Here is a 20,286-nt window from a genome sequence, read left to right on the forward strand (position 1 = left end):
CATTTCGCTTGCGCTTCGCCCAGGATGACAATGTTATCAACGGCTTTTATATTGTCATTCTGAGCGTAAGTGAAGAATCTCCACTGTACTTTCAAACTGAGACACTACCTGAAAAGTTCTTTGATTCAATAATTCAAGCCCCTGTGCTATAAATACAGTTTTGCCTTTGCTTTGGAGCTATCGATTGATGTCTGAATCCACTAGCGTTGGCCGCACCCATACCTGCGGCGAGCTGAGAAAAGAAAATATCGGCCAGGATGTGACCCTGGTGGGCTGGGCCCGCAGAAGAAGGGACCACGGCGGACTGGTTTTTATAGACCTTTGGGACCGGTACGGCGTCACCCAGGTGGCGGTAAATCCGGAGATTGACCAGACAGCCCACGAGATAGCCCATTCGGCCCGGGCGGAGTTTGTGTTAAGGATATCCGGCAAAGTGTCCGCAAGGCCCGAAGGCACGGTTAACACCAGGCTTTCCACCGGCGAGATAGAGGTTTACGCCCGGCAGGCCAGCATCCTCAACCCCTCTAAAACGCCACCGTTCGTTATAGATGAGGAAGAAACCCCCAGCGAGGCTGTCCGGCTGAAACACCGCTATCTGGACATGCGCAGGGGCCCGCTATTAGACAACCTTATCCTTCGTCACAAGGTGTCCACGGCGGTTCGAAAATATCTGGACGCGCTGGATTTCATCGAAGTGGAAACGCCCATGCTCACCCGCTCCACGCCTGAAGGGGCGCGGGATTTCCTGGTGCCCAGCCGCCTGAACGCCGGGGAGTTCTACGCCCTGCCCCAGTCGCCCCAGCTGTTCAAACAGCTTCTGATGGTGGCCGGGCTGGACAGGTATTTCCAGATAGTAAAATGCTTCCGCGACGAGGATTTGCGGGCGGACCGCCAGCCGGAGTTCACACAGATAGATATGGAGCTGTCTTTCGCCGACGAGGCTATGATCCGCCAAATCTGCGAAGGGATGATAGCCGAGATATTCAGGGTGGCCAAAGGGGTGGAAGTGCCAACCCCGTTCCGTCTAATGACTTTCGACGTGGCCATGTCCAAATACGGATCCGACAAGCCGGACTTGCGGTTCGGGCTGGAGATGGGCGACGTCTCAACGCTGGCTGGCGAAAGCGATTTTAAAGTGTTTAAAGACGCTATCTCATCGGGCGGCGTAATAGTGGGCCTTGCCGCCAAAGGTTGCGCCGAGTTCTCCCGCAAAGAGGTGGACGACCTGACGCAAGAGGCCGTATCCCTTGGCGCCAAGGGGCTGGCCTGGATAAAAGTTACGGCGGAAGGGTATCAATCACCCATCGTGAAATTCTTCAAGCCGGAAACGCTGGACAAGATACGGGACACGCTTGGCGCCGCCGCTGGCGACCTGATGATATTCGTGGCCGACAAGAAAAAAGTTGCGCTGGACATTCTTGGCAGGCTCCGCCTTTCGCTGGGCAGGAAGCTCAACCTCATGGACGACAACCGGTTCGAGTTCGTCTGGATCACCGAGTTCCCATTGTTGGATTACGACGAGGAGGACAAGCGCTATGTGGCGATGCATCATCCGTTCACCTCTCCTGTGCTCGATGATGTAACACTGTTCGACAGCGACCCGCTTAAAATCCGCGCCCGGGCTTACGACCTGGCCTTGAACGGCGTGGAAATCGGCGGCGGCTCCATCCGCATCCACAGCCAGCGGATACAAAGCAAAATGTTCACCGCCCTCGGCATCGGAGAAGAGGAGGCGCGCGCCAAGTTCGGCTTCCTTCTGGAGGCGCTGGAATATGGCGCTCCGCCCCACGGCGGCATCGCTTTCGGGCTGGACAGGCTTTGCGCCATCCTTACCGGGTCGGAATCCATCCGCGACGTGATAGCCTTCCCCAAAACGCAGAAAGCGTACTGCCCGCTTACGGAGGCGCCCGCCCAGGTGGATCCGAAACAGTTGCGTGAGCTCGGGTTGAAAAGGGATTTGCGATGAGCGAAGTCCGCACCAGGTTCGCCCCCAGCCCCACGGGATACCTGCACATAGGCGGGGCGCGCACGGCCATTTTCAACTGGCTTTACGCCCGCAGTCACGGCGGCAAGTTTGTGTTGAGGATCGAAGATACCGACACCGGGCGTTCAACCGAAGACTCCATTAACCAGATAATAGACGCCATGAAATGGCTCGGGATAGACCACGATGAAGGCCCGTTCCGGCAAATGGAGCGTCAACAGGTATATCTGGACTACGCCGAACGGCTCTTGAAAGAAGGCAAAGCGTACCGGTGCGTATGCCCAAAGGAAGAGTTGGACCGCAAACGAGAAGAGCTTTTGAAGGCCGGGCAAAAACCCAAATACGACGGAGCCTGCCGGCATAAGAACATTCAGGCGGATTGCGGCCAACCCTATGTTATCCGCATCGCCACCCCACCAGTTGGCGTGACAGTGGTGGACGACATGCTTCGCGGCACAGTGACTTTCAATAACGAAGAACTGGACGACATGATAATCGTCCGCGCCGACAAGACTCCTACCTATAACTTCTGCGTGGTTGTGGATGACGCGGAGATGCGCATATCGCACGTCATCCGGGGAGATGACCATCTGGCCAACACTCCGCGCCAGATAATCATATACAAGGCTTTGGGCTTGCCCATACCCAAGTTCGCCCACGTATCCATGATCCTTGGCAAAGACAAGGCCCGGCTTTCCAAACGGCACGGGGCCATGTCCGTCCTGGAATACCGGGACAAGGGGATTCTGCCCGGCGCCATGGTGAACTATCTGGTGCGCCTGGGCTGGAGCCATGGCGACCGGGAGGTTTTCACCATAGACGAGCTAAAAAAACTTTTCGATCTGGACGCGGTGGGCAAATCCGCCGCCTGTTTCGACGAGGATAAACTTGGCTGGATAAATTCAGAGTACATGAAAACCGAACCCGCCGAATCGTTGGCCCCGCTGGTGTCAGAACAGCTTTCCGCCAGGGGAATCAACGCCGCCCTTGCAGATATCGTAAAACTTCTGCCCATGTTGAGGCAGAGGTCGCGCACGGTGCTGGATTTGGCGTCCGGCATGGCGGGCTTCTTCACCGACGAAGTTGTTTTCGACCAGCAGGCCGCCGGAAAAATCCTCGTTAAACAGGTGGCTCCGGCCCTCACCGCTCTGGCCGATAAACTCGGGAAAAGCGATTTTTCAAAGGTTGAATCCATAGAGTCGGATTTCAAGGCTCTGCTGGAAGAGCTGGGCATAAAGCTCAAAGACCTGGCCCAGCCCACCAGGGTGGCCCTTACCGGGGGCACGGTCAGCCCCGGCCTTTTCGAGGTGATGGCCGCGCTGGGGAAAGATAAATGCGTAAGCCGGATACGAAAGGCCGCGCAAATGGCCGAGTCTTCAGCGGTCTAACGGGAGCGACAGAAAAATGGACGGGTTTAACACCAAGAGGCCGGTAAGCGAAGGCGCGGAAGCCGAGCTGTACAAGGTTTACAAGCTCCTTAACCATGGCGAGGTGGAGCTTGTGGACTATCTGGGTGACGACGCCGCCATAGCCCGCGCCGCCCGCACAAGCTACCAGAAGAGCGAGGGAAAAACTCCGGAGCATGACCTGCGGCTTATAAAAAGGCTATGGAAAGACCGGCACACATCCCCTTTCGAAATGGTGTCGTTGACGTTCCGCATACGGCTTCCGATTTTCGTCATGAGGCAACATGTGCGCCACCGTACCGCCTCGCTGAACGAATGGTCGTTCCGTTATACGGAATGTCCGGAGCTATTCTATGTACCGGCAGTGGACGACGTGCGCGGCCAAAGCACGGACAACAAGCAGATGAGCGCCGGAAATCTCTCACCGGAGATTTCGGCCAAAGCCCGGCAGTTGGTGGAAAGCGTGAATAACCATGCTTATTCGACGTACAAACAGCTTATCGAGCTGGGCGTTGCGCGGGAACAGGCGCGGGTTGTGCTTCCGGTCTCGGCCTATACGCAGATAATCTGGAATATAGACATGCGCAACCTTCTGCACTACTTCAGCCTGCGGCTGGCCCCCGACGCGCAGAAGGAAATCAGGGAATACGCCGAGGTCATGGCGGGCATAGTCAGCCGGGGCTGGCCCATGATTTGGGAGGCGTACAATTCCAACATGCCTGAAGGAAGACCCTAGCCCCTCCCCCGCTCCTCCCATAACGCGGCGCAACACGCGGCGGGGTCTAACAACTCCACCGGAACGCCGTTGACCGTATCATGAAACGGCGACTGTATCTTTTTCATCAGCGCTTTTTTATAGATTCTTCCCGGCCCCATCAATATAACCGGCGCGCCCGAAAGTTTGCGTTCCCGCATGACCCTGTTTACAGCCCGGGCGATATTCAAAGCGTTGCGTTCCACCAGTTGAACAGCCAGCGATTTTAGATGGCTGTCGCCAAGCTCACCTGGCTCCGACAACACAAGCCGGGCCAGCCTTTTGCCCGCTCCTTTTTTTGTTTTCGCGCCACGGTCCGGCGTTGTGATGGTGTAATCCCTGGCCCTTATCTGCCCTAGATAAATATGCGCGTCCCCAACAACAGCAAAAAACTCCGGGCACAAGTTAAGAATTTTCCGGCCAACCGTTATCTCCGGGAGTACGGCGCGGGCAGGGGTTCGTAGATAGCCGGTGTAAAGAAGCTCACCATGGGCCAACCTTTCTAAATCGGTTTTTCCCCTCACGGCCGGTTTTCCTCCAAATATGGGCAGGATGTCCGTGGTGGTGGATCCAATGTCCACAATCACGCATCGCTGTATCATTCCAGATACAAACTTCGCAGTGGCGGCCCAGTTGGCGGAGGCGGCGGTTGATGGAGCCCGCAATGCAGTGGCCGGGGAAACTAACATACCGTCAACGTTCAACACCTTTAGCGGCTTACCGCCTATCGCCGATAGGGCCGTCCTGATTATCCAGCGCGCCCCTTCCCAACGGTTTTTGAACACGTCGGATAATTCCCCGGTCATGGTAAGGGCTACACCGTCCGGTTTCTCCCTTGCCACGGCGTTTTGGAGTATTTCCACCAGGTCATCTTTTCGTTTAAAAATCTCGTAAGGATAAACCCGGCGAGGGAAAAGATGCGCCTTTGGGCCATCAATTTGAGCCACGGCGGTTTTAACATGCGCCCCGCCCACGTCCACACCCAGAATTCTCATCCCGCAGTCACCTCGCCGGACGTGGTGAACCGGGCGTTTACCCGTTTTTGTATCCGCGGCAACGGCCCACCCAGCGCGGATGCCATTATGAAACGCGCCGGTTCCGGCTCCAGATGGCCCGCCAGCGCCGTGAAACTTGTGGTAAGCCTGGGGTTCACTTCTATAACCACGGGGCCTTCGGGCGTCATTACATAATCGACCCCCCAATATCCTTTAAGCCCGGGAATGACTTGGGATATCGCGCTTACCATCTCAACCACATCCGAGTCCGGCGGACCATCTAAAATCTCCCCACCGGCGTAATGAAGCCCGTCATCCAGAAATTGCCGGTTCGCCGAGAGTATCGCAAATTCCTTATCCCCCGATACCACGGAAACGCTCATGGGCTTACCTTCGATAAACTCCTGCGCCACGTATTTACCGCCCGGTTCCAGATTGATCCGTCGTGGATTCAAAAACAGTTTGATACCATCCGAACCGGCTCCGTCCGCAGGTTTTATCACCCATTTGCCGTCAAAATGGGCGGATGAATCAAAGGAACCCCCGGCTATACAAGTGACCGGATGTTTGATACCGGACTTGGTTAGCGTTTCAGCGAACAGCCTCTTATCCCCAGCCAAGCGTATAGCGGAAGGCGCGCACCCCAGATTAAGTTTTCCCCGTTCAAGGACCACCAAGGTCAACTCTTCCAGAATTCCCCCGGTTTCGGGGGCGATTATCAATGCCGCTTCACACATATCAAGCGCCGTCTCAAACGCCTGGCGGAAGCCATTTTGCGGCTCCCCTCCCACCCAAAAACCATCCGGACCGGCGTGGATGGTAAACGGCTGACAACCGGCAGTTTCATTGAAAGATTTCATTGCCGCCGAAAGCATGGCCCGCCCTTCCATGGCCAGTTTTGCGGACACCACCCCGTCCGAAAGGCCACCGCACGCCAGGTATTCAAAAATGAATATTTTCAATACTATCCCCCGCCCCCACCTATCAAAATCCGCGTATTGGCCTAGCCGTTAGTTCAGGAAGGAATATGCTATATTATATTGATACATAAACATCAGACGTTCGAGTTTTCATGCGGATAGACCCATTACACATTGAAATACCTAAAGAATCCATAGACAAGATTGTGGAGCAATACAAGTGCTCCCCTGAAGACGCTGTGCGCGCCTACCTTTCGGCCAAACAGGATGCGGACACAGCTTACGAGGATGCGCTCAAAAACATCCTGGGCCCGCAGGAAATTCACGAAACCCCCAAGATTCAACTCCACACCCCCTCGGAAATAAAAACCCATCTGGACAAGTATGTGGTGGGCCAGGAAGATTACAAAAAACGGCTCTCCATCGCCGCGGCCTATCATTTCGCCCTGGTAAAAGCCCTCAACGAGGGAATGGGCTCCCAATTGAAGGTAAAACGGTTCAGGAAGAAAAACACCCTTATCTCAGGCCCCTCCGGCTCCGGCAAAACATATTCGGCGGAAGTGCTTGGCGACCTTTTGGAAGTGCCCACACTCATAATAGACGCCACAGACTACACCGAGGCGGGCTATGTGGGTAAAAACGCCGACGACATGGTGCGGGAGCTTATAGCGCTTGCCCCAGGCGCCTCCAAGCAGGAAAAAGCGGAATTTGTGGAGAAAAACGGCGGCCTCATTTTTATAGACGAGATAGACAAGAAAGCCAAAGACGGGAAAGTAATCGGTCATGACATTTCCCGTGAAGGCTTCCAGCGGGCGGTGCTAAAACTTATCGAACGCAAGTTCATCTCCGTGGACGATCCCAACAGCCCCGCCTCGCAGATACAGGAGTTGATGGACCAGCAGAGGGGCGCCCGGGGCCAGGGTAAAAGAAAAGGCTCCATCTCCACGGAAAACATACTTTTCATACTTGGCGGTTCGTTCCAGCGGTCCAATGACGATCTGGAGTCCATAGTAAAAAGCCGGTTGGAGCGGGGCTCCGGAAAAGCCAGGGAAGACGGCTCTTTCACCATACGGGGCTTTTCGGGCCTGTCGGGCAAGGATGAGCAGAAGCATCACAACTTCTATCTGCACGCTGGAGCCGACGATTACATAAGGTTTGGCCTGATTCCGGAGCTTGTAGGCCGCGCGCCTGTGCGCACTTATGTGAACGCCCTTTCAAAGAACGACCTTGTCCGCATAATGACCGAAACGGAGGATTCGATACTGGAGCAATACCGGTTCGAGTTTTCCCTTTTCGGCATCGAGCTTTCGTTTGACGATGAGGCGCTCATGTGGATAGCCGAGAAGGCCGAGAACAGCAAGACCGGGGCCAGGGCGCTGATCTCCGTGTTTGAAAACGCCCTTACCGATTTCCAGTTCGAGTTACCCGGGCGGAATTTCAAAAAGCTCCGGGTCACCAAGGATATATGCGAATCCCCAAGGGACGCCATGCTGAAAATGCTGGCCCGGTCCCCTTTTATGGATTTTGTGGAAAAATTCCGGAAGGACCACGGCATCGAGCTTTTTATAAGCGAGGACATCGAAAAGAAAGTGGAACAATACGCCGCGGCGCAGAACATGTCGGTTTCAGCGGCGCTGGTGAATCTTTTGTCCAACGCTTCCGCGCTGAACTATATGAACTGGCAGGGCCCGTTCGCGGTCACCGAAGAGGCGTTGGACAATCCGAGGTATTTCGACGAGCTATATGTGAAGTGGCATCAGGAACTGATGGAAAAACAAAAAACCCCGGCATAATGCCGCGCGCAAACACTCTGCAAAGTTTAACCGGCATACTTTAATCTAAACGCTGAAGAATCAGGTTTCCCGGTTCGGCGTGAAGCTGTATTTTTTATGCCCGTTTAAATGCCACTGTTTTGATTGATAATGGTTTTAGACCCCTTTCATTTAGGCGGCTTCTCATCAATGAACAAGCAGTTTCAGGGCCTGAATTTTCCTAAACGGATAGGCAGGTTTGCGCTTGCCAGCGCCGTAGCCTGGACTGCGATAATCATTGGCCTGATCATGTGGGACGTGAGCACCATCCGATCTTACACTCAGGAGATAGCCCTGGGCGAAGCCACGGCCAGTTTTCAAAAAGACCTCATAATCCGCCAGTGGGCGTCTATCCACGGCGGGGTGTACGTGCCTGAAACAAATGATACCCCTCCCAATCAGTATCTGGACAACATTCCGGAACGGGACATATCCACCCCTTCCGGCAAGCGGCTTACGCTTATGAATCCCGCTTACATCACCCGTCAGCTCAACGACATGTACAGGAAGCAGAAAGGGATTTTCGGCCATCTGACAAGCCTGAAAGTAATAAACCCCAACAACGCGCCGGACGAATGGGAGCGGCAGGCGCTTCTTGCCTTTGAGCAGGGTAAAGAAGAAGTGCACGGATTGTCGGACATTGAGAAAAAAGCGTACATGCGGCTAATGAAACCTCTGTTCATTACCGAAGCGTGCTTGAAATGCCACGCCCGGCACGGATTCAAGCTGGGGGACATCCGAGGAGGAATAAGCGTATCCGTTCCCATGGACACCCATTTCGCCCATCAGCGAAACGACATTATCCGCGCCATCCTGTCCATGAGCGGCCTGTGGTTATTAGGAGTTGCCGGTATAGGTCTTGGCGCCAAGTGGCTAAAACATCACGCATCTCTCCGGGCGAAGGCGGAGGAAGAGCTGATGCGTCACAAGGATAGCCTGGAAGACCAGGTTAAAGAACGCACGGCCAACCTGGCGTCGGTTAACGAAGAGCTTGTCCGGGAGGTGAAAGAAAGAATAGCCGCCGAGGAAAAAATTAAAGAGACCTCCCAGTTCCTGGAAAAGCTGATGGACAGCGCCACCAACGCCATATTCGCGCTGGATATGGAAGGGCGGTTCCGCATGGCCAACAATGCGGCGGCCAGCATTACGGGCTACCCGCTAAACGAGATTATCGGTATGGATTACCTTGCGCTGGCAGAGCCTGGCTCCCATCGGGTGCTGATGGATCTTTTCCAAAAGGTTTCCAGCGAGGGAATACCCGTAAGCCATTTTGAAATAGAGATCATCCGAAAGGACGGCGAACTGAGGTTCTTGACCATAAGCGTGGCCCCCATGCGCCACGACGGACAAATTGTGGGCGTAGTGGGAACGGCGGAGGACATTACAGAAATAAAACGGGCCGAAGAAGCCCTCCGCCAGAGTGAGAATAAATACAAAACCCTGGTTGACACCGCAGACGACGCCATCGTGCTGATGGACACATCATTCAAACCGATTTATTTCAACAAAGTTTACTGCTCCCAGCTGGGGCTGGCCGCTGATGAATGCGACAACTTTGATCCCCTGGCATGGACGCATCCAGAAGACCTGCCAAACCTTATCCAGAGCCAAAGGGAGATTTTCAACACTGGCAGGACCATTAACGAATATCGGATACGCCGCAAGAACGGCTCCTGGATTGTCAACAGCGCCAGGTCAACACTTATAACAGGCTCCAATGGCAAGCCCACGGGGATACTGTCCATTATCCGGGACGTAACCGACAAGAAGAAGGCGGAGGATGAGCTTCGGGCCGCCAAGGAAAACGCGGAGGAAGCCACCCTCCTGCGGGACAAGTTCATGTCCCTTGTGTCTCATGACCTTAAAAGCCCTCTGGCCTCACTGGGCGGCATCCTGAACATAGTGCGGAAAGACATAACCGGTTCCACCAATCCAAAAACGCTGGAGCTTATGGACGCGGCCATAAAATCTTCCGGCAACATGATAGCGCTAATTAACGATCTGCTGAACGTCAGCAGGCTCAAGACCGGCAAGATAACGTTACAGCGCCGGTTCTTCGACGCCCATTTCCTGGCCCAGGGAGCCATGGAGGAAGTAAGGACAGCCGCCGAGTCAAAAGGGCTTAGGCTGGTTAACCAGGTGCCGCAGGGAACCAGGATACATGCGGATCTGAACCTGCTCATGGAGGTGATGAGGAACCTGATGGCCAACGCGGTGAAATTCACCAGCGCCGGGGGAACCATCACAGCCATGGTTCCGGAAAGCGGCGGGAGCGTACTGGCCGTGAAAGACACCGGCGTGGGAATTAAACCCGACATGTTCCAGAAGCTTTTCAGGTACGAGGAAAAAACCAGCACACTTGGAACCGCCGGAGAGTTGGGCACCGGCCTTGGCCTGCCTTTATGCAACGACATCCTCATGGCCCATGGGGGGAATCTTGAAGTGGAGTCGCAACCCGGTTTGGGCTCCACCTTCGCCATACATCTTCCCATCGAAAGGCCACGGGTGCTCATTGTTGACGGGGAACCGCTTTCAATTTACATGTTGAAAGAATATCTTGACGGGCTGGAACTGGAGATACGGGACGCCACCGATGGTTTGGCCGCCATGGAAACCATCGCCCAATGGCCCCCCCATCTTGTGATCGCCGAACTGAACATAAAAGGCATTAACGGCCTTTCCATGTTGAAGAAGCTGAAAACCAACCCGTCAACCCACGGTATTCATGTAATAGTCATGACATCCCTGCCGGACCAGGATACCAAGAACGAGATATTCCGCCTGGGGGCGGACGATTTCATCACCAAGCCTCTGCTACTGGACGACCTTATTCCCCGCGTAAGGAAAATCACCAGCTGACGGCAACGCCACACTTACCGGCCACATTATCAAACTGTTCTTCGAAATGCCCGGATGCGCTAAACTTTACTGTATGAACATTGGCGTAGTGGAAATAAAATCCCCGGCGGTGATGGCGCCGATAGCGGGAATGACGGACCAGCCGTACCGGCGGATCGTTATGGAATATGGCGCAGGACTTGTCACCACCGAGCTGTTGAGCGCCAACGCGCTTGTCCGGGATTCAGCCAAAACCTTTTCCATGTTCCCGGCGGACAATGAGCCGCGTCCCGTGGCCGTCCAGTTGTTCGGGGGGGACCGGGAAGTCATGCGGGACGCCTGCGCCATAGTGGATCAACACGCCAACTGCGACATTATCGACCTTAATTTCGGATGCCCGGTGAAAAAGGTGACCCGGTGCGGCGCCGGGGCGGCCCTGTTAAAAGACGTGGAGAACGCCGGGAAACTGGTAGAGGCCGTGGTGGGCGCCGTGAAAAAGCCGGTGACGGTTAAAATCCGCGCCGGTTGGGATTTTTCAAGTGTCAACGCGTTGGACATGGCCATGGCCATAGAGCAGGCCGGCGCCGTGGCCGTGGCTGTTCATGCCCGCACCGCCTCGCAAATGTACTCCGGCGAGGCGGACTGGGGGGTTATAGCTAAAGTGGCCGACGCGCTTAAAATACCGGTGATCGGCAATGGTGACATAGACACCCCCGAAAAAGCCCTTCAGAGGCTTAGCGCCAGCGGATGCAAATTTATAATGATAGGCAGAGGAGCCTTGGGCGCTCCATGGATATTCCGCCAGATAAACCAACTTTCCGCCACCGGACATTACGCCAAACCGGGGCTGGATGAAATATCCTCCACCATCCTGCGGCACCTTAAGGACATGGTGGCGCTTTATGGCGATGTGTCAGGAATAAAACGGATGCGGGCCCATTTCGGTTATTACGCCAGGGGGTTCCGTTTGGCAAGCCAGTTCCGGCGGGAGATTAACGCGGAACCCCGGCTCGAAGGGCTGGAACGGCTGATTAGGGAATATTTTTCGGTTGAAAGTGGCGCCGCCGCCTGAATCCCGGTTTTTTTTTAACTGGTTCCTGCTCTAATCTCTATCCCCAAAACCGGCCCCAATCTTTTATAATGGCTAAACGTAAAATAAACGTCACAAACCATCAAGGTGAGCGATGAACAGGCAGATTTTCCGGGAATATGACATCCGCGGCGTCATAGACAAAGACCTGACCCCGCAAGTAGTGGAATCCTTGGGCCGGGCCTTCGGTACCACTGTTAAACGGAACGGCGGCAAGCTGGTGAGCGTCGGGCGGGACGCCCGTCTCTCCTCGCCGGAACTGGAGAAGGCGCTGTGCAAAGGTATAACCTCTACCGGGGTGGACGCCGTTTCCATAGGGCTTGTGCCCACCCCCCTGCTCTATTACTCGCTTTACCATTTGAAAACCGACGGGGGCGTGATGATCACCGGCTCTCACAACCCGCCTGAATTCAATGGATTCAAGTTAAACTTGGGCACTGGCTCAATCCATGGCGCCGGGATACAGGCCTTGGCGGACATGATTGAGAAGAACGATTTTGAATCTGGCCAAGGGGTGGTAACCCAGGTTGACGTGATCGAAGATTACATCAAAATGGTCAAATCCAAGATCACCCTCAAACGGAAACCGCGAATAGTAATGGACGCGGGGAACGGCTGTGGCGGCATATTCGCCCCCAGGCTGATGAGGGAGCTGGGTTGCGAGGTAATTGAGCTTTTCTGTGAGGTGGACGGCACTTTCCCCAACCACCATCCGGATCCCACTGTGCCCGCCAACCTAAAGCATCTTATCGCCCGGGTGAAAGAAACCGGCGCCGAGGCTGGCATAGCCTACGATGGCGACGCCGACCGCATTGGCGTTGTGGACGAAACCGGCGGGATATTCTTCGGTGACCAGTTGCTGATGATATTCGCCCGCGACATATTGAAAAGAAAACCTGGCGCCACTATTGTATATGACGTCAAATGCTCCCAGAACCTGGAGGATGACATAAAGAAGCATGGCGGCAGGCCTGTGATAAACGCCACCGGCCATTCCCTCATCAAAGCGCGGCTGGCCAGGGAAAACGCCGAGCTGGCCGGGGAGATGAGCGCCCACATATTTTTCAAAGACGACTATTACGGCTACGACGACGCCATCTTCGCCACGGCCCGGTTCCTGCGCATCATGTCTGAGACGGACATGGTGGTGTCGAACTTCCTGGCGGACACACCCAAGGTGTATAACACGCCGGAAATAAGGGTGGATTGCCCCGACGACGTGAAGTTCGGCCTGATAGCCGACATTACCGCCTATTACAAGAAGACCCACAGCGTGGTGGACATAGATGGCGCCAGGGTGAATTTTGGCGACGGGTGGGGCCTAATCCGCGCCTCGAACACCCAGCCGGTGCTGGTGCTCCGTTTCGAGGCCCATAGCGAGGCCAGGCTTGAGGAGATCAAGAAAACCATTTTCGACAAATTGCTCTCCTATCCGTCCATGGCCGGGACGAAGGTGGCAAGCCATTAGCCTCTTGCCAGCGTTGAACGGCCCGGATAAGCCCGATAAATGTTAAAACCGCGACCAGAGTCGGAATTCTTTTTTAAAAGACTCCGCCGGAAAGTTTTCGCGTTTGCCATCCTGGTAACGCTGGGTTGCGCCCTGATAACCATGCGCCTGTGGCATCTGCAGGTTATGCAGTACACGGAACTGGCCAACAAGGCCGAGAACAACCGTGTGCGCGAGATAACGCTGGACGGGTTGCGGGGCAAAATCCTGGACCGTAACGGCATAACGCTGGTGGACAACCGCCCGTCGTTCCATCTGTCTTTCATCCCGGAAGACATGGCCAGGCCCGAAGATTCCATGCGTTTCATCAATGAACGGCTGGAGCTGGACATGCAGGCGGCCATGGACGAAATGGGTTCCGCCAAACCGTTCCAGGAGATAACCCTGAAACGGGACTTGAACCGGGAAAGCGTGGCTTTCATAGAGGAACACAAATTAGACCTGCCGGGAGTCATCCTGTCCATCAAGCCGATGCGCAATTACATTTTTGGCGATTTCGGCTCGCACATGCTCGGCTACCTTGGGGCCATTACCGAAGGCCAGCTTAAGAAACCGGAGTTCACCGGATTCTCCCGCAACGATTTTATCGGCCAGTCGGGAATAGAAAAGACCTATGAAACCGTCCTGCGGGGCGTGAAGGGACTTAAGCGTATTGAAGTGGACGCCGCAGGCAGGGAAATTGAGCATCTGGGGGACTTACCACCAAAAAGCGGCGAGGACCTTTACCTTACCCTGGATTACGACGCCCAGCAGGCCGCCGAGCAGGCGTTTGAGGGGAAAATGGGAGGCGCCGTGGCGCTGGATCCCAACACCGGCGACATCCTGGCCTACATATCCAAACCGGCGTTCAACCCCAACCAGTTCGCCTATGGGGTAAACCCTGCGGAATGGAAGAAACTGGTGGAAGACGAATACCACCCGCTCCAGAACCGGCCCATACAAGGGCAATATCCCCCCGGCTCCACTTACAAAGTGATGATGGCGGCGGCGGCCCTGCAAGAGGGCGTGGTAACGCCGCAAACGCAAATCCATTGCCCCGGTTATTACACCCTTGGCAACCGCACTTACCGTTGCTGGAAAAAAGAGGGCCACGGGCCCATGAACGTGCATTCAGCCCTGGTGCAGTCGTGCGACGTGTTTTTCTACACCGTGGGTTTCAAGATGGGCATCAACAAGATAGCCGCTTATTCCCACGCTTTCGGGCTGGGCGAGAAAAGCGGCGTGGAGCTTTTCGGCGAAAAGTCGGGCCTTATCCCCACCACCCAGTGGAAAGAGAAGGCCCGCAGGGAAAAATGGATCTTGGGTGAAACCATCTCCTGCTCCATCGGCCAGGGCTATGTTCTGGCCACGCCCATGCAGATGGCGCGCATGATTTCCGCCGTGGCCAACCGTGGCAAACTTGTAACGCCAAGGCTGGTGAAAAGCTACAGCCAGGAGGGAGAGACCGCCGAATCCCAGTCCAAAATCCTCCCCGTGTCCCCGGAGAACATGGAAATAGTGCGCAACGCCCTCCGGGGGGTAGTCTATGAGCCTCACGGAACGGCCTGGGCCATTAAAAACGGCCCGTTCGAGTATGCGGGTAAAACCGGCACCGCCCAGGTGATAAAAATGAAACAGGGGAATTTCCTTAAGAATGAGGAACTGGAGTTTAAATTCCGTGACCACGCCTGGTTCGTGGCCTTCGCCCCGTTTAACGACCCGAAGATAGCCGTGGCTGTGATCGCCGAACACGCCGGGCACGGCGGTGACGCGGCCGCCCCCATCGTCAGACAGATAATAGACGCGTACCTGGGCAAAATCCAGACGGCCACCGCTAAAGAAGGTGGACAGCCCGCGCCAAAAGAGAAAGAGGAGCCCCAGGGATGACCGGTGAATACCTGGAAAAACGGTTAGTCAAAAAATTCGACTTTCCGATTATGGCCCTCACCATGCTCATCGCCAGCATCGGGGCGCTGGCCATTTACAGCGCCAACCTGCAGAGCGAGTCCCCCATGCTCCAGGGCATGTACATCCGCCAGGTGGCCTGGGCCGTTTTCGGCTTGATGGTCATGTTCGTAGTGATGTTTCTGGACTACCGGACCATTGAACGGATGGCGTGGCCCATTTACTGGTTCGGCATAGGGTCGCTTGCGCTGGTGGAAGTTGCGGGGAAGATAGTAGGTGGCGCCCAGCGGTGGCTTTCTATCGGCGGGCTGAACATCCAGCCGTCGGAATTTATGAAGATCGCCGTGATAATCGCCGTCACCAGAATCCTCGACGACATGGAAAAAGAGGGTGACCTCACTTTAAAGGAATTGATAAAACCGGCGTTTTTCGCGGTCATTCCATTCCTGCTGGTGGCCAAACAGCCGGATTTGGGCACCGCCACCATATATCTGATAATCACCGCGGGCATCCTGTTCTTCCACGGCATCAACAAGGGGACGCTGATCAAAATGGGGACGGTGGGCGCGGCGCTAATCCCGCTGTCCTGGTACGTGCTCAAGCCGTACCAGAAGAACAGGATTTTGACCCTGCTGAATCCCGAGGCCGACCCCATGGGCCAGGGTTACCATATCATCCAGTCCAAAATAGCCGTGGGTTCCGGCGGGTTATGGGGCAAGGGCATTTTCGCCGGCACCCAGAGCAAGCTCAACTTCCTGCCGGAAAAACATACGGACTTTATTTTCTCGGTTATCTCCGAGGAAGTGGGTTTCATAGGCTCGTTCATCATACTGGCGCTCTTCTTTTTCCTCATAATGCGGATTATAGAGGTGGCGCTCCACTCCCGGGACAAATGCGGCGCCCTGCTGGTAAGCGGCGTGGCCACCATGGTGGGATTCCATTTCCTGTACAATATAGGCATGACGCTGGGGATGTTCCCCATTGTGGGGGTGCCCCTGCCTTTCATTTCTTACGGTGGGTCGGCCATGATAACCAACGCCATTGGCGTGGGGTTGGCCCTGAACGTTTCATATAGAAGATTCAGCGTTGACTGAGGATGTAAACACCAGGTTCGAGCGGATCCTCTCCTCCATCCGGAAACCAACGGCCTACCTGGGCACGGAGAAAAACAGCGTCCGGAAGGACCACAAAGCGGTCTCCGCATCCATGGCGCTGGCGTTCCCGGATATTTACGACATAGGCATGTCCCATCTGGGGCTAAAGATCCTCTACCATGTGATTAACCGGGAACCGGACCTGCTGGCGGAACGGGTTTTCGCGCCGGAGGAGGACTTCGCGGAGCTTATCCAAAAGGATGGCATCACCCTTCCTTCGCTGGAGACCAAAACGCCCCTGTCCAGTTTCGATATTGTGGGTTTCACCATCCCTTACGAACTGTCATACACCACGATTTTGTGGATGCTGGACCTGGCGGGCATCCCAATATGGGCCAAGGACAGGGATGATTCCATGCCGCTCATCATCGGAGGCGGCGCGGGTGTGTATAATCCGGAGCCCATCGCGGATTTCTTTGACCTTTTCTTCCTGGGTGACGGGGAAAACGGCGCCGTGGAAATAATGCGCGCCGTCTCCGCCATGAAACACGCGCCGAAAAAAGAAAAACTGCTGGCGTTGTCAAAAATCCCCGGGGTGTATGTCCCCTCTTTCTTCGATGTCTCTTATAACGGCGACGGAACCGTCCGGGAAATAAAACCCCTCATACCGGGATACGAAAAGGCTGTCCGGGTGTTTTTACCCACCCTGGCGGAGTCCCCCTACCCCTTCGACCTGGTGGCTCCTTTCGGCCAGCCGGTGCACGACAGGCTTAACGTGGAAATAGACCGGGGTTGCGCCCAGGGTTGCCGCTTTTGCCAAGCTGGAACAACCTACCGCCCGGCCCGGGAGAGAACGCCCGAACAGGTAATGGAAATCGTGGAAACGGCCCTGGCCCAAACCGGGTACGACGAAGTGTCCATGACATCACTCAGCGCCGGGGACTATTCCAAAATCGGCGAACTGTTGACGGCGCTCATGGACAAATACGCCCATGAGCGGGTGTCAGTCTCCATGCCATCGCTCCGGGCGGCCACGGTAACAGAAGACATCGTAAAACAGGTGGGAAGGGTGCGCCACTCCACCTTCACCATCGCCGCCGAGGCGGCCAGCCAGCGTCTGCGGAACGTCATCAATAAAAAAGTGAGCGATGAAGACATTTTCCACGTGGCAGGTTTGCTGTTGGAAAACGATTTTCAGTCGCTGAAACTCTATTTCATGATCGGGCTCCCCACGGAAACCTGGGAAGATGTGGAGGCCATATACACCTTGGCTGACAGGCTGGCCAATTTCTCGGTGAACCGGAGAAGGTTTAAAAACATAAACGTCAGCGTGTCCAATTTTGTGCCTAAAGCCCACACGGCTTTCCAATGGCAAGGGCAGGAGCCGCAGGAACTATTAAAGGAAAAGAAGGAGCGGCTTTTCGCCCTCATGAAGCGGAACCGGCGGCTGACCTTCAAATGGCACGACTCCCGGATGAGCCACATGGAAGCCGTGTTCAGCCGGGGCGATAGAACTCTCGCAAGGGCCGTTGAAGAAGCTTATAAAATGGGCGCCAGGCTGGATCCGTGGACCGAAAGGTTCGACTTCAACCGATGGATGAAGGCGTTCGAGAAAGTTAACCTGGATTCTCGCCATTTCGCCAACCGAAGTTACGATATTACAGATATGCTTCCATGGAATCATATAGATACGGGACTGTCCTTAAAGTATTTCACGAAGGAGCTGGAGTGCGCGCAGAACGGTATTATTACCGCCGATTGCAAGGTGGACAAGTGCCTGGCGTGCGGATTGGACCCTCGAAAGTGCTTTAAACCTTACGAGTGGCAACCGTATGTAACACCTGAAGTAAATAAGGCGCCGGAAGCTCCAATAGAGAGTTACCGTTACCGGCTGGTATTTCAGAAAACCGGCTATGGCCGGTTCTTCGGCCACCTGGAGTTGCAGAAGATAATTTACCGTTCCATCCGTGTGGCGCGGTTGCCCATAGCCTTCTCGCTGGGTTTCTCACCCCATCCCAAAATAGCCTTCGGCCCCGCCCTGCCCCAGGGGGTGGAAAGTCTGGAGGAGTTTCTGGAGGTGGAACTCTGGGAAGGCAAGAACTGCGATGAACTTGTGGAATCGCTAAACGGCGCCATGCCGGGGGGGATACGTTTCGTCCGGTGCGAATTCTTGCCGGTCACCCCCGCAGGCAAAGTAAGCGTGAATTCCCAAATTTCCGGTTTTACATACAGGGCCGCCACCCCCCTTCCCCCGGAAGTTATCAAAACCGCGCTGGAGAGATTCAATAACGCTACTACCGCCATAGTCTCCCGCGTCAAGGAAAACTCCGTGAAAGAGCTGGACGTGAAAAACTTCACCAGCCGGGTGGAGTTGGGGGAACAGCCCGGCGACATCCTGTTCGAATCCCGGTTCAACCAGCAAGGGGGAACGGTGAAACCCTACGAAATCCTCCAGTGGCTATTCCCGGCGGAGGATGTGAGAAGCTGGCGGGTGATTAAAACCGGCGCGATCATTCAGCCGGACCGCCGGTAGGGCCGGTCATTTCAAGAGACTCCCTCAGCTGGCCGCAGGCCGCCAAAATGTCTTGCCCCCTGCTCTGGCGGATGAACACTGTTAGATGGCTATCAATCAATGTGTGATAGAACCGCTCGATGCGTTCATCCGAAGGGCGTTGATAGCCCAACTCCGGGCACGGGTTGAACGGGATGAGGTTAATTTTCGAAGGTATCCTGCGGGCTATGGCCACAAGCTTTTTGGCGTCCTCGTCGGAATCGTTGAACCCGCCCAGCATGACGTACTCGAAAGTAATCCGCCTTCCCCTTGGCAGAGGCCATTTGGACAAGGCTTTCATAAGCTCGTTGATGGGATATTTTTTGTTGATGGGCATTATCTTTTCCCGCTTTTCGTCCGTGGGCGCGTTGAGCGACACGGCCAGCTTTATCTTCGGGAAATCTTCCGCCAGTTTTAAAATCCCCGGAACCACCCCGGCGGTGGACAAGGTGATTTTCCGCGCCCCCACCAGCGCCAGTTCCTCGTCTGTGATTATCCTGATGGCCTTTAGCACGTTGCCATAATTGTCCAGCGGCTCCCCCATGCCCATTAACACAATGTTGGTCACTCGCCCGCCGGGAACCCTTAACCTGGCCTGGATCAGCTGATCCACAATCTCCGCCGTGGAGAGATTGCGCTGAAATCCTCCGTGCCCGGTGAGGCAGAACCCGCATTTCAGCTTGCATCCCACTTGGGACGATACGCAAAGCGTTGCCCTGTCTTCGTCCGGTATCCAGACCGTCTCCACCGAATGGCCGTCTTTGAGCCCGAAAAGGAATTTCATGGTTCCGTCCGACGACCTGGTTTCGGCAAGTACCTTAAGGGCGGTAACGGTGGATGTCTGCTCCAGGGTTGCCCTGAATGATTTTGATATGTCCGTCATTTGTGAAAAATCTGCCACGCCCCGGGTGAACACCCACTGCCTTAGCTGTTTAACGCGATACGGCTTTTCTCCCAGCGAGGTTATCCATTGGGCGATATCCCCGGCGTCCGCGCCCTTGAAATCGAATTTGCCTGAGCCCATCGTAAAAACACTCCAGATTGGAACAAGTACAACAGCTGTTGCGTTAAGTTAGAAATCGGCTAAATTTTTTCTATGCCGCTTTACACATGATATATAATTGCTTTCAATATAGGCAATCCAAACCAAGATGAAAGCTGGTAACATTCCTTTTTGGGGCAGGGGGATTTTTTTTCTTTTAGCGTCCCTTTTCGTCTCCATTTCGTCTTTATCATGCGCCACCACCCCTTTAGAGAAAGCTTTGGCGGGCAATTTGCCACGGGAGGATGCGGAAAAGGCGGTAACGGAGTATTGCCAGAGTTGCCATACCCATCGTGATTTCGAGCCTCGCCTTCATCTTGAAAGCATAGGCGCCTCTTATAAATCGGAGCCATATCAGTCCACGAAAGATTGCGGCGTCTGCCATAAGCTAAGCCGCGACTTTTTCGGGG

General features: G+C 55.0%; 13 protein-coding genes. 10 read left to right on the top strand and 3 right to left on the bottom strand.

Going from position 1 to position 20,286, the window contains the following annotated elements; all coding sequences use genetic code 11:
• Nucleotides 1–187: 187 nt before the first annotated feature.
• Genes aspS through thyX form a run of 3 tightly spaced genes read left to right on the top strand, consistent with a single transcriptional unit; the run spans nucleotide 188 to nucleotide 4,126 of the window.
• A complete protein-coding gene (aspS, locus tag HY751_01275) occupies nucleotides 188–1,966 on the top strand; it encodes an aspartate--tRNA ligase (protein ID MBI4665018.1) in 1,779 nt (592 codons plus the stop codon).
• Nucleotides 1,963–3,372: a glutamate--tRNA ligase gene (gene gltX, locus HY751_01280; protein MBI4665019.1), complete on the top strand. Its 1,410-nt coding sequence runs from the start codon at nucleotides 1,963–1,965 to the stop codon at nucleotides 3,370–3,372. Before aspS ends, gltX begins: the two co-directional genes overlap by 4 nt.
• A 16-nt stretch (nucleotides 3,373–3,388) precedes the next feature.
• On the top strand, nucleotides 3,389–4,126 hold the full coding sequence (gene thyX / locus HY751_01285; GenBank protein ID MBI4665020.1) for an FAD-dependent thymidylate synthase: 738 nt from the start codon (nucleotides 3,389–3,391) through the stop codon (nucleotides 4,124–4,126).
• On the opposite strand, the gene HY751_01290 is transcribed toward thyX, so the two are convergent.
• Entirely contained in the window at nucleotides 4,123–5,139 is a 1,017-nt protein-coding gene (locus HY751_01290; GenBank protein MBI4665021.1) for a hypothetical protein, read from the bottom strand. The two genes, thyX and HY751_01290, sit on opposite strands and share 4 nt — an antisense overlap.
• On the bottom strand, nucleotides 5,136–6,101 hold the full coding sequence (locus HY751_01295) for an ATP-grasp domain-containing protein (protein ID MBI4665022.1): 966 nt from the start codon (nucleotides 6,099–6,101) through the stop codon (nucleotides 5,136–5,138). Before HY751_01295 ends, HY751_01290 begins: the two co-directional genes overlap by 4 nt.
• Before the next feature lie 110 nt (nucleotides 6,102–6,211).
• On the opposite strand from HY751_01295, the gene HY751_01300 reads away from it, so the two are divergent.
• The 7 genes from HY751_01300 (at nucleotide 6,212) to HY751_01330 (ending at nucleotide 18,816) form a co-directional block, all read left to right on the top strand.
• A complete protein-coding gene (locus HY751_01300; GenBank protein MBI4665023.1) occupies nucleotides 6,212–7,852 on the top strand; it encodes an AAA family ATPase in 1,641 nt (546 codons plus the stop codon).
• Between the two features lie 168 nt (nucleotides 7,853–8,020).
• A complete protein-coding gene (locus HY751_01305) occupies nucleotides 8,021–10,729 on the top strand; it encodes a PAS domain S-box protein (GenBank protein ID MBI4665024.1) in 2,709 nt (902 codons plus the stop codon).
• Between the two features lie 73 nt (nucleotides 10,730–10,802).
• Complete coding sequence (gene dusB / locus HY751_01310) at nucleotides 10,803–11,780, top strand: tRNA dihydrouridine synthase DusB (protein MBI4665025.1); 978 nt, start codon at nucleotides 10,803–10,805, stop codon at nucleotides 11,778–11,780.
• A 112-nt stretch (nucleotides 11,781–11,892) separates the two neighbouring features.
• Complete coding sequence (locus HY751_01315; protein MBI4665026.1) at nucleotides 11,893–13,266, top strand: phosphomannomutase/phosphoglucomutase; 1,374 nt, start codon at nucleotides 11,893–11,895, stop codon at nucleotides 13,264–13,266.
• Nucleotides 13,267–13,305: 39 nt separating this feature from the next.
• Nucleotides 13,306–15,171, top strand: coding sequence for a penicillin-binding protein 2 (gene mrdA, locus HY751_01320; protein MBI4665027.1), 1,866 nt, complete (start codon nucleotides 13,306–13,308; stop codon nucleotides 15,169–15,171).
• A complete protein-coding gene (gene rodA / locus HY751_01325) occupies nucleotides 15,168–16,283 on the top strand; it encodes a rod shape-determining protein RodA (GenBank protein MBI4665028.1) in 1,116 nt (371 codons plus the stop codon). The genes mrdA and rodA overlap by 4 nt, the downstream gene beginning before the upstream one ends.
• Nucleotides 16,276–18,816, top strand: coding sequence for a TIGR03960 family B12-binding radical SAM protein (locus HY751_01330; GenBank protein ID MBI4665029.1), 2,541 nt, complete (start codon nucleotides 16,276–16,278; stop codon nucleotides 18,814–18,816). Before rodA ends, HY751_01330 begins: the two co-directional genes overlap by 8 nt.
• Here HY751_01330 and rlmN read toward each other — a convergent pair.
• The gene (gene rlmN, locus HY751_01335) at nucleotides 18,794–19,858 is read right to left on the bottom strand and encodes a 23S rRNA (adenine(2503)-C(2))-methyltransferase RlmN (protein MBI4665030.1); all 1,065 of its coding nucleotides are present in this window, start codon (nucleotides 19,856–19,858) and stop codon (nucleotides 18,794–18,796) included. The two genes, HY751_01330 and rlmN, sit on opposite strands and share 23 nt — an antisense overlap.
• Between the last annotated feature and the right edge of the window lie 428 nt (nucleotides 19,859–20,286).

It is taken from the genome of Nitrospinota bacterium (assembly GCA_016208975.1).
GTDB lineage: Bacteria > Nitrospinota_A > UBA7883 > UBA7883 > JACRLM01 > JACQXA01.

What these genes read in the sequence shown, in the direction of transcription:
- dusB (MBI4665025.1), top strand. Translation starts at nt 10,803, where the DNA reads ATGAACATTGGCGTAGTGGAAATAAAATCCCCGGCGGTGATGGCGCCG.
- aspS (MBI4665018.1), top strand. Translation starts at nt 188, where the DNA reads ATGTCTGAATCCACTAGCGTTGGCCGCACCCATACCTGCGGCGAGCTG.
- mrdA (MBI4665027.1), top strand. Translation starts at nt 13,306, where the DNA reads ATGTTAAAACCGCGACCAGAGTCGGAATTCTTTTTTAAAAGACTCCGC.
- thyX (MBI4665020.1), top strand. Translation starts at nt 3,389, where the DNA reads ATGGACGGGTTTAACACCAAGAGGCCGGTAAGCGAAGGCGCGGAAGCC.
- gltX (MBI4665019.1), top strand. Translation starts at nt 1,963, where the DNA reads ATGAGCGAAGTCCGCACCAGGTTCGCCCCCAGCCCCACGGGATACCTG.
- rlmN (MBI4665030.1), bottom strand. Translation starts at nt 19,858, where the DNA reads ATGGGCTCAGGCAAATTCGATTTCAAGGGCGCGGACGCCGGGGATATC.
- HY751_01300 (MBI4665023.1), top strand. Translation starts at nt 6,212, where the DNA reads ATGCGGATAGACCCATTACACATTGAAATACCTAAAGAATCCATAGAC.
- HY751_01305 (MBI4665024.1), top strand. Translation starts at nt 8,021, where the DNA reads ATGAACAAGCAGTTTCAGGGCCTGAATTTTCCTAAACGGATAGGCAGG.
- rodA (MBI4665028.1), top strand. Translation starts at nt 15,168, where the DNA reads ATGACCGGTGAATACCTGGAAAAACGGTTAGTCAAAAAATTCGACTTT.
- HY751_01315 (MBI4665026.1), top strand. Translation starts at nt 11,893, where the DNA reads ATGAACAGGCAGATTTTCCGGGAATATGACATCCGCGGCGTCATAGAC.
- HY751_01290 (MBI4665021.1), bottom strand. Translation starts at nt 5,139, where the DNA reads ATGAGAATTCTGGGTGTGGACGTGGGCGGGGCGCATGTTAAAACCGCC.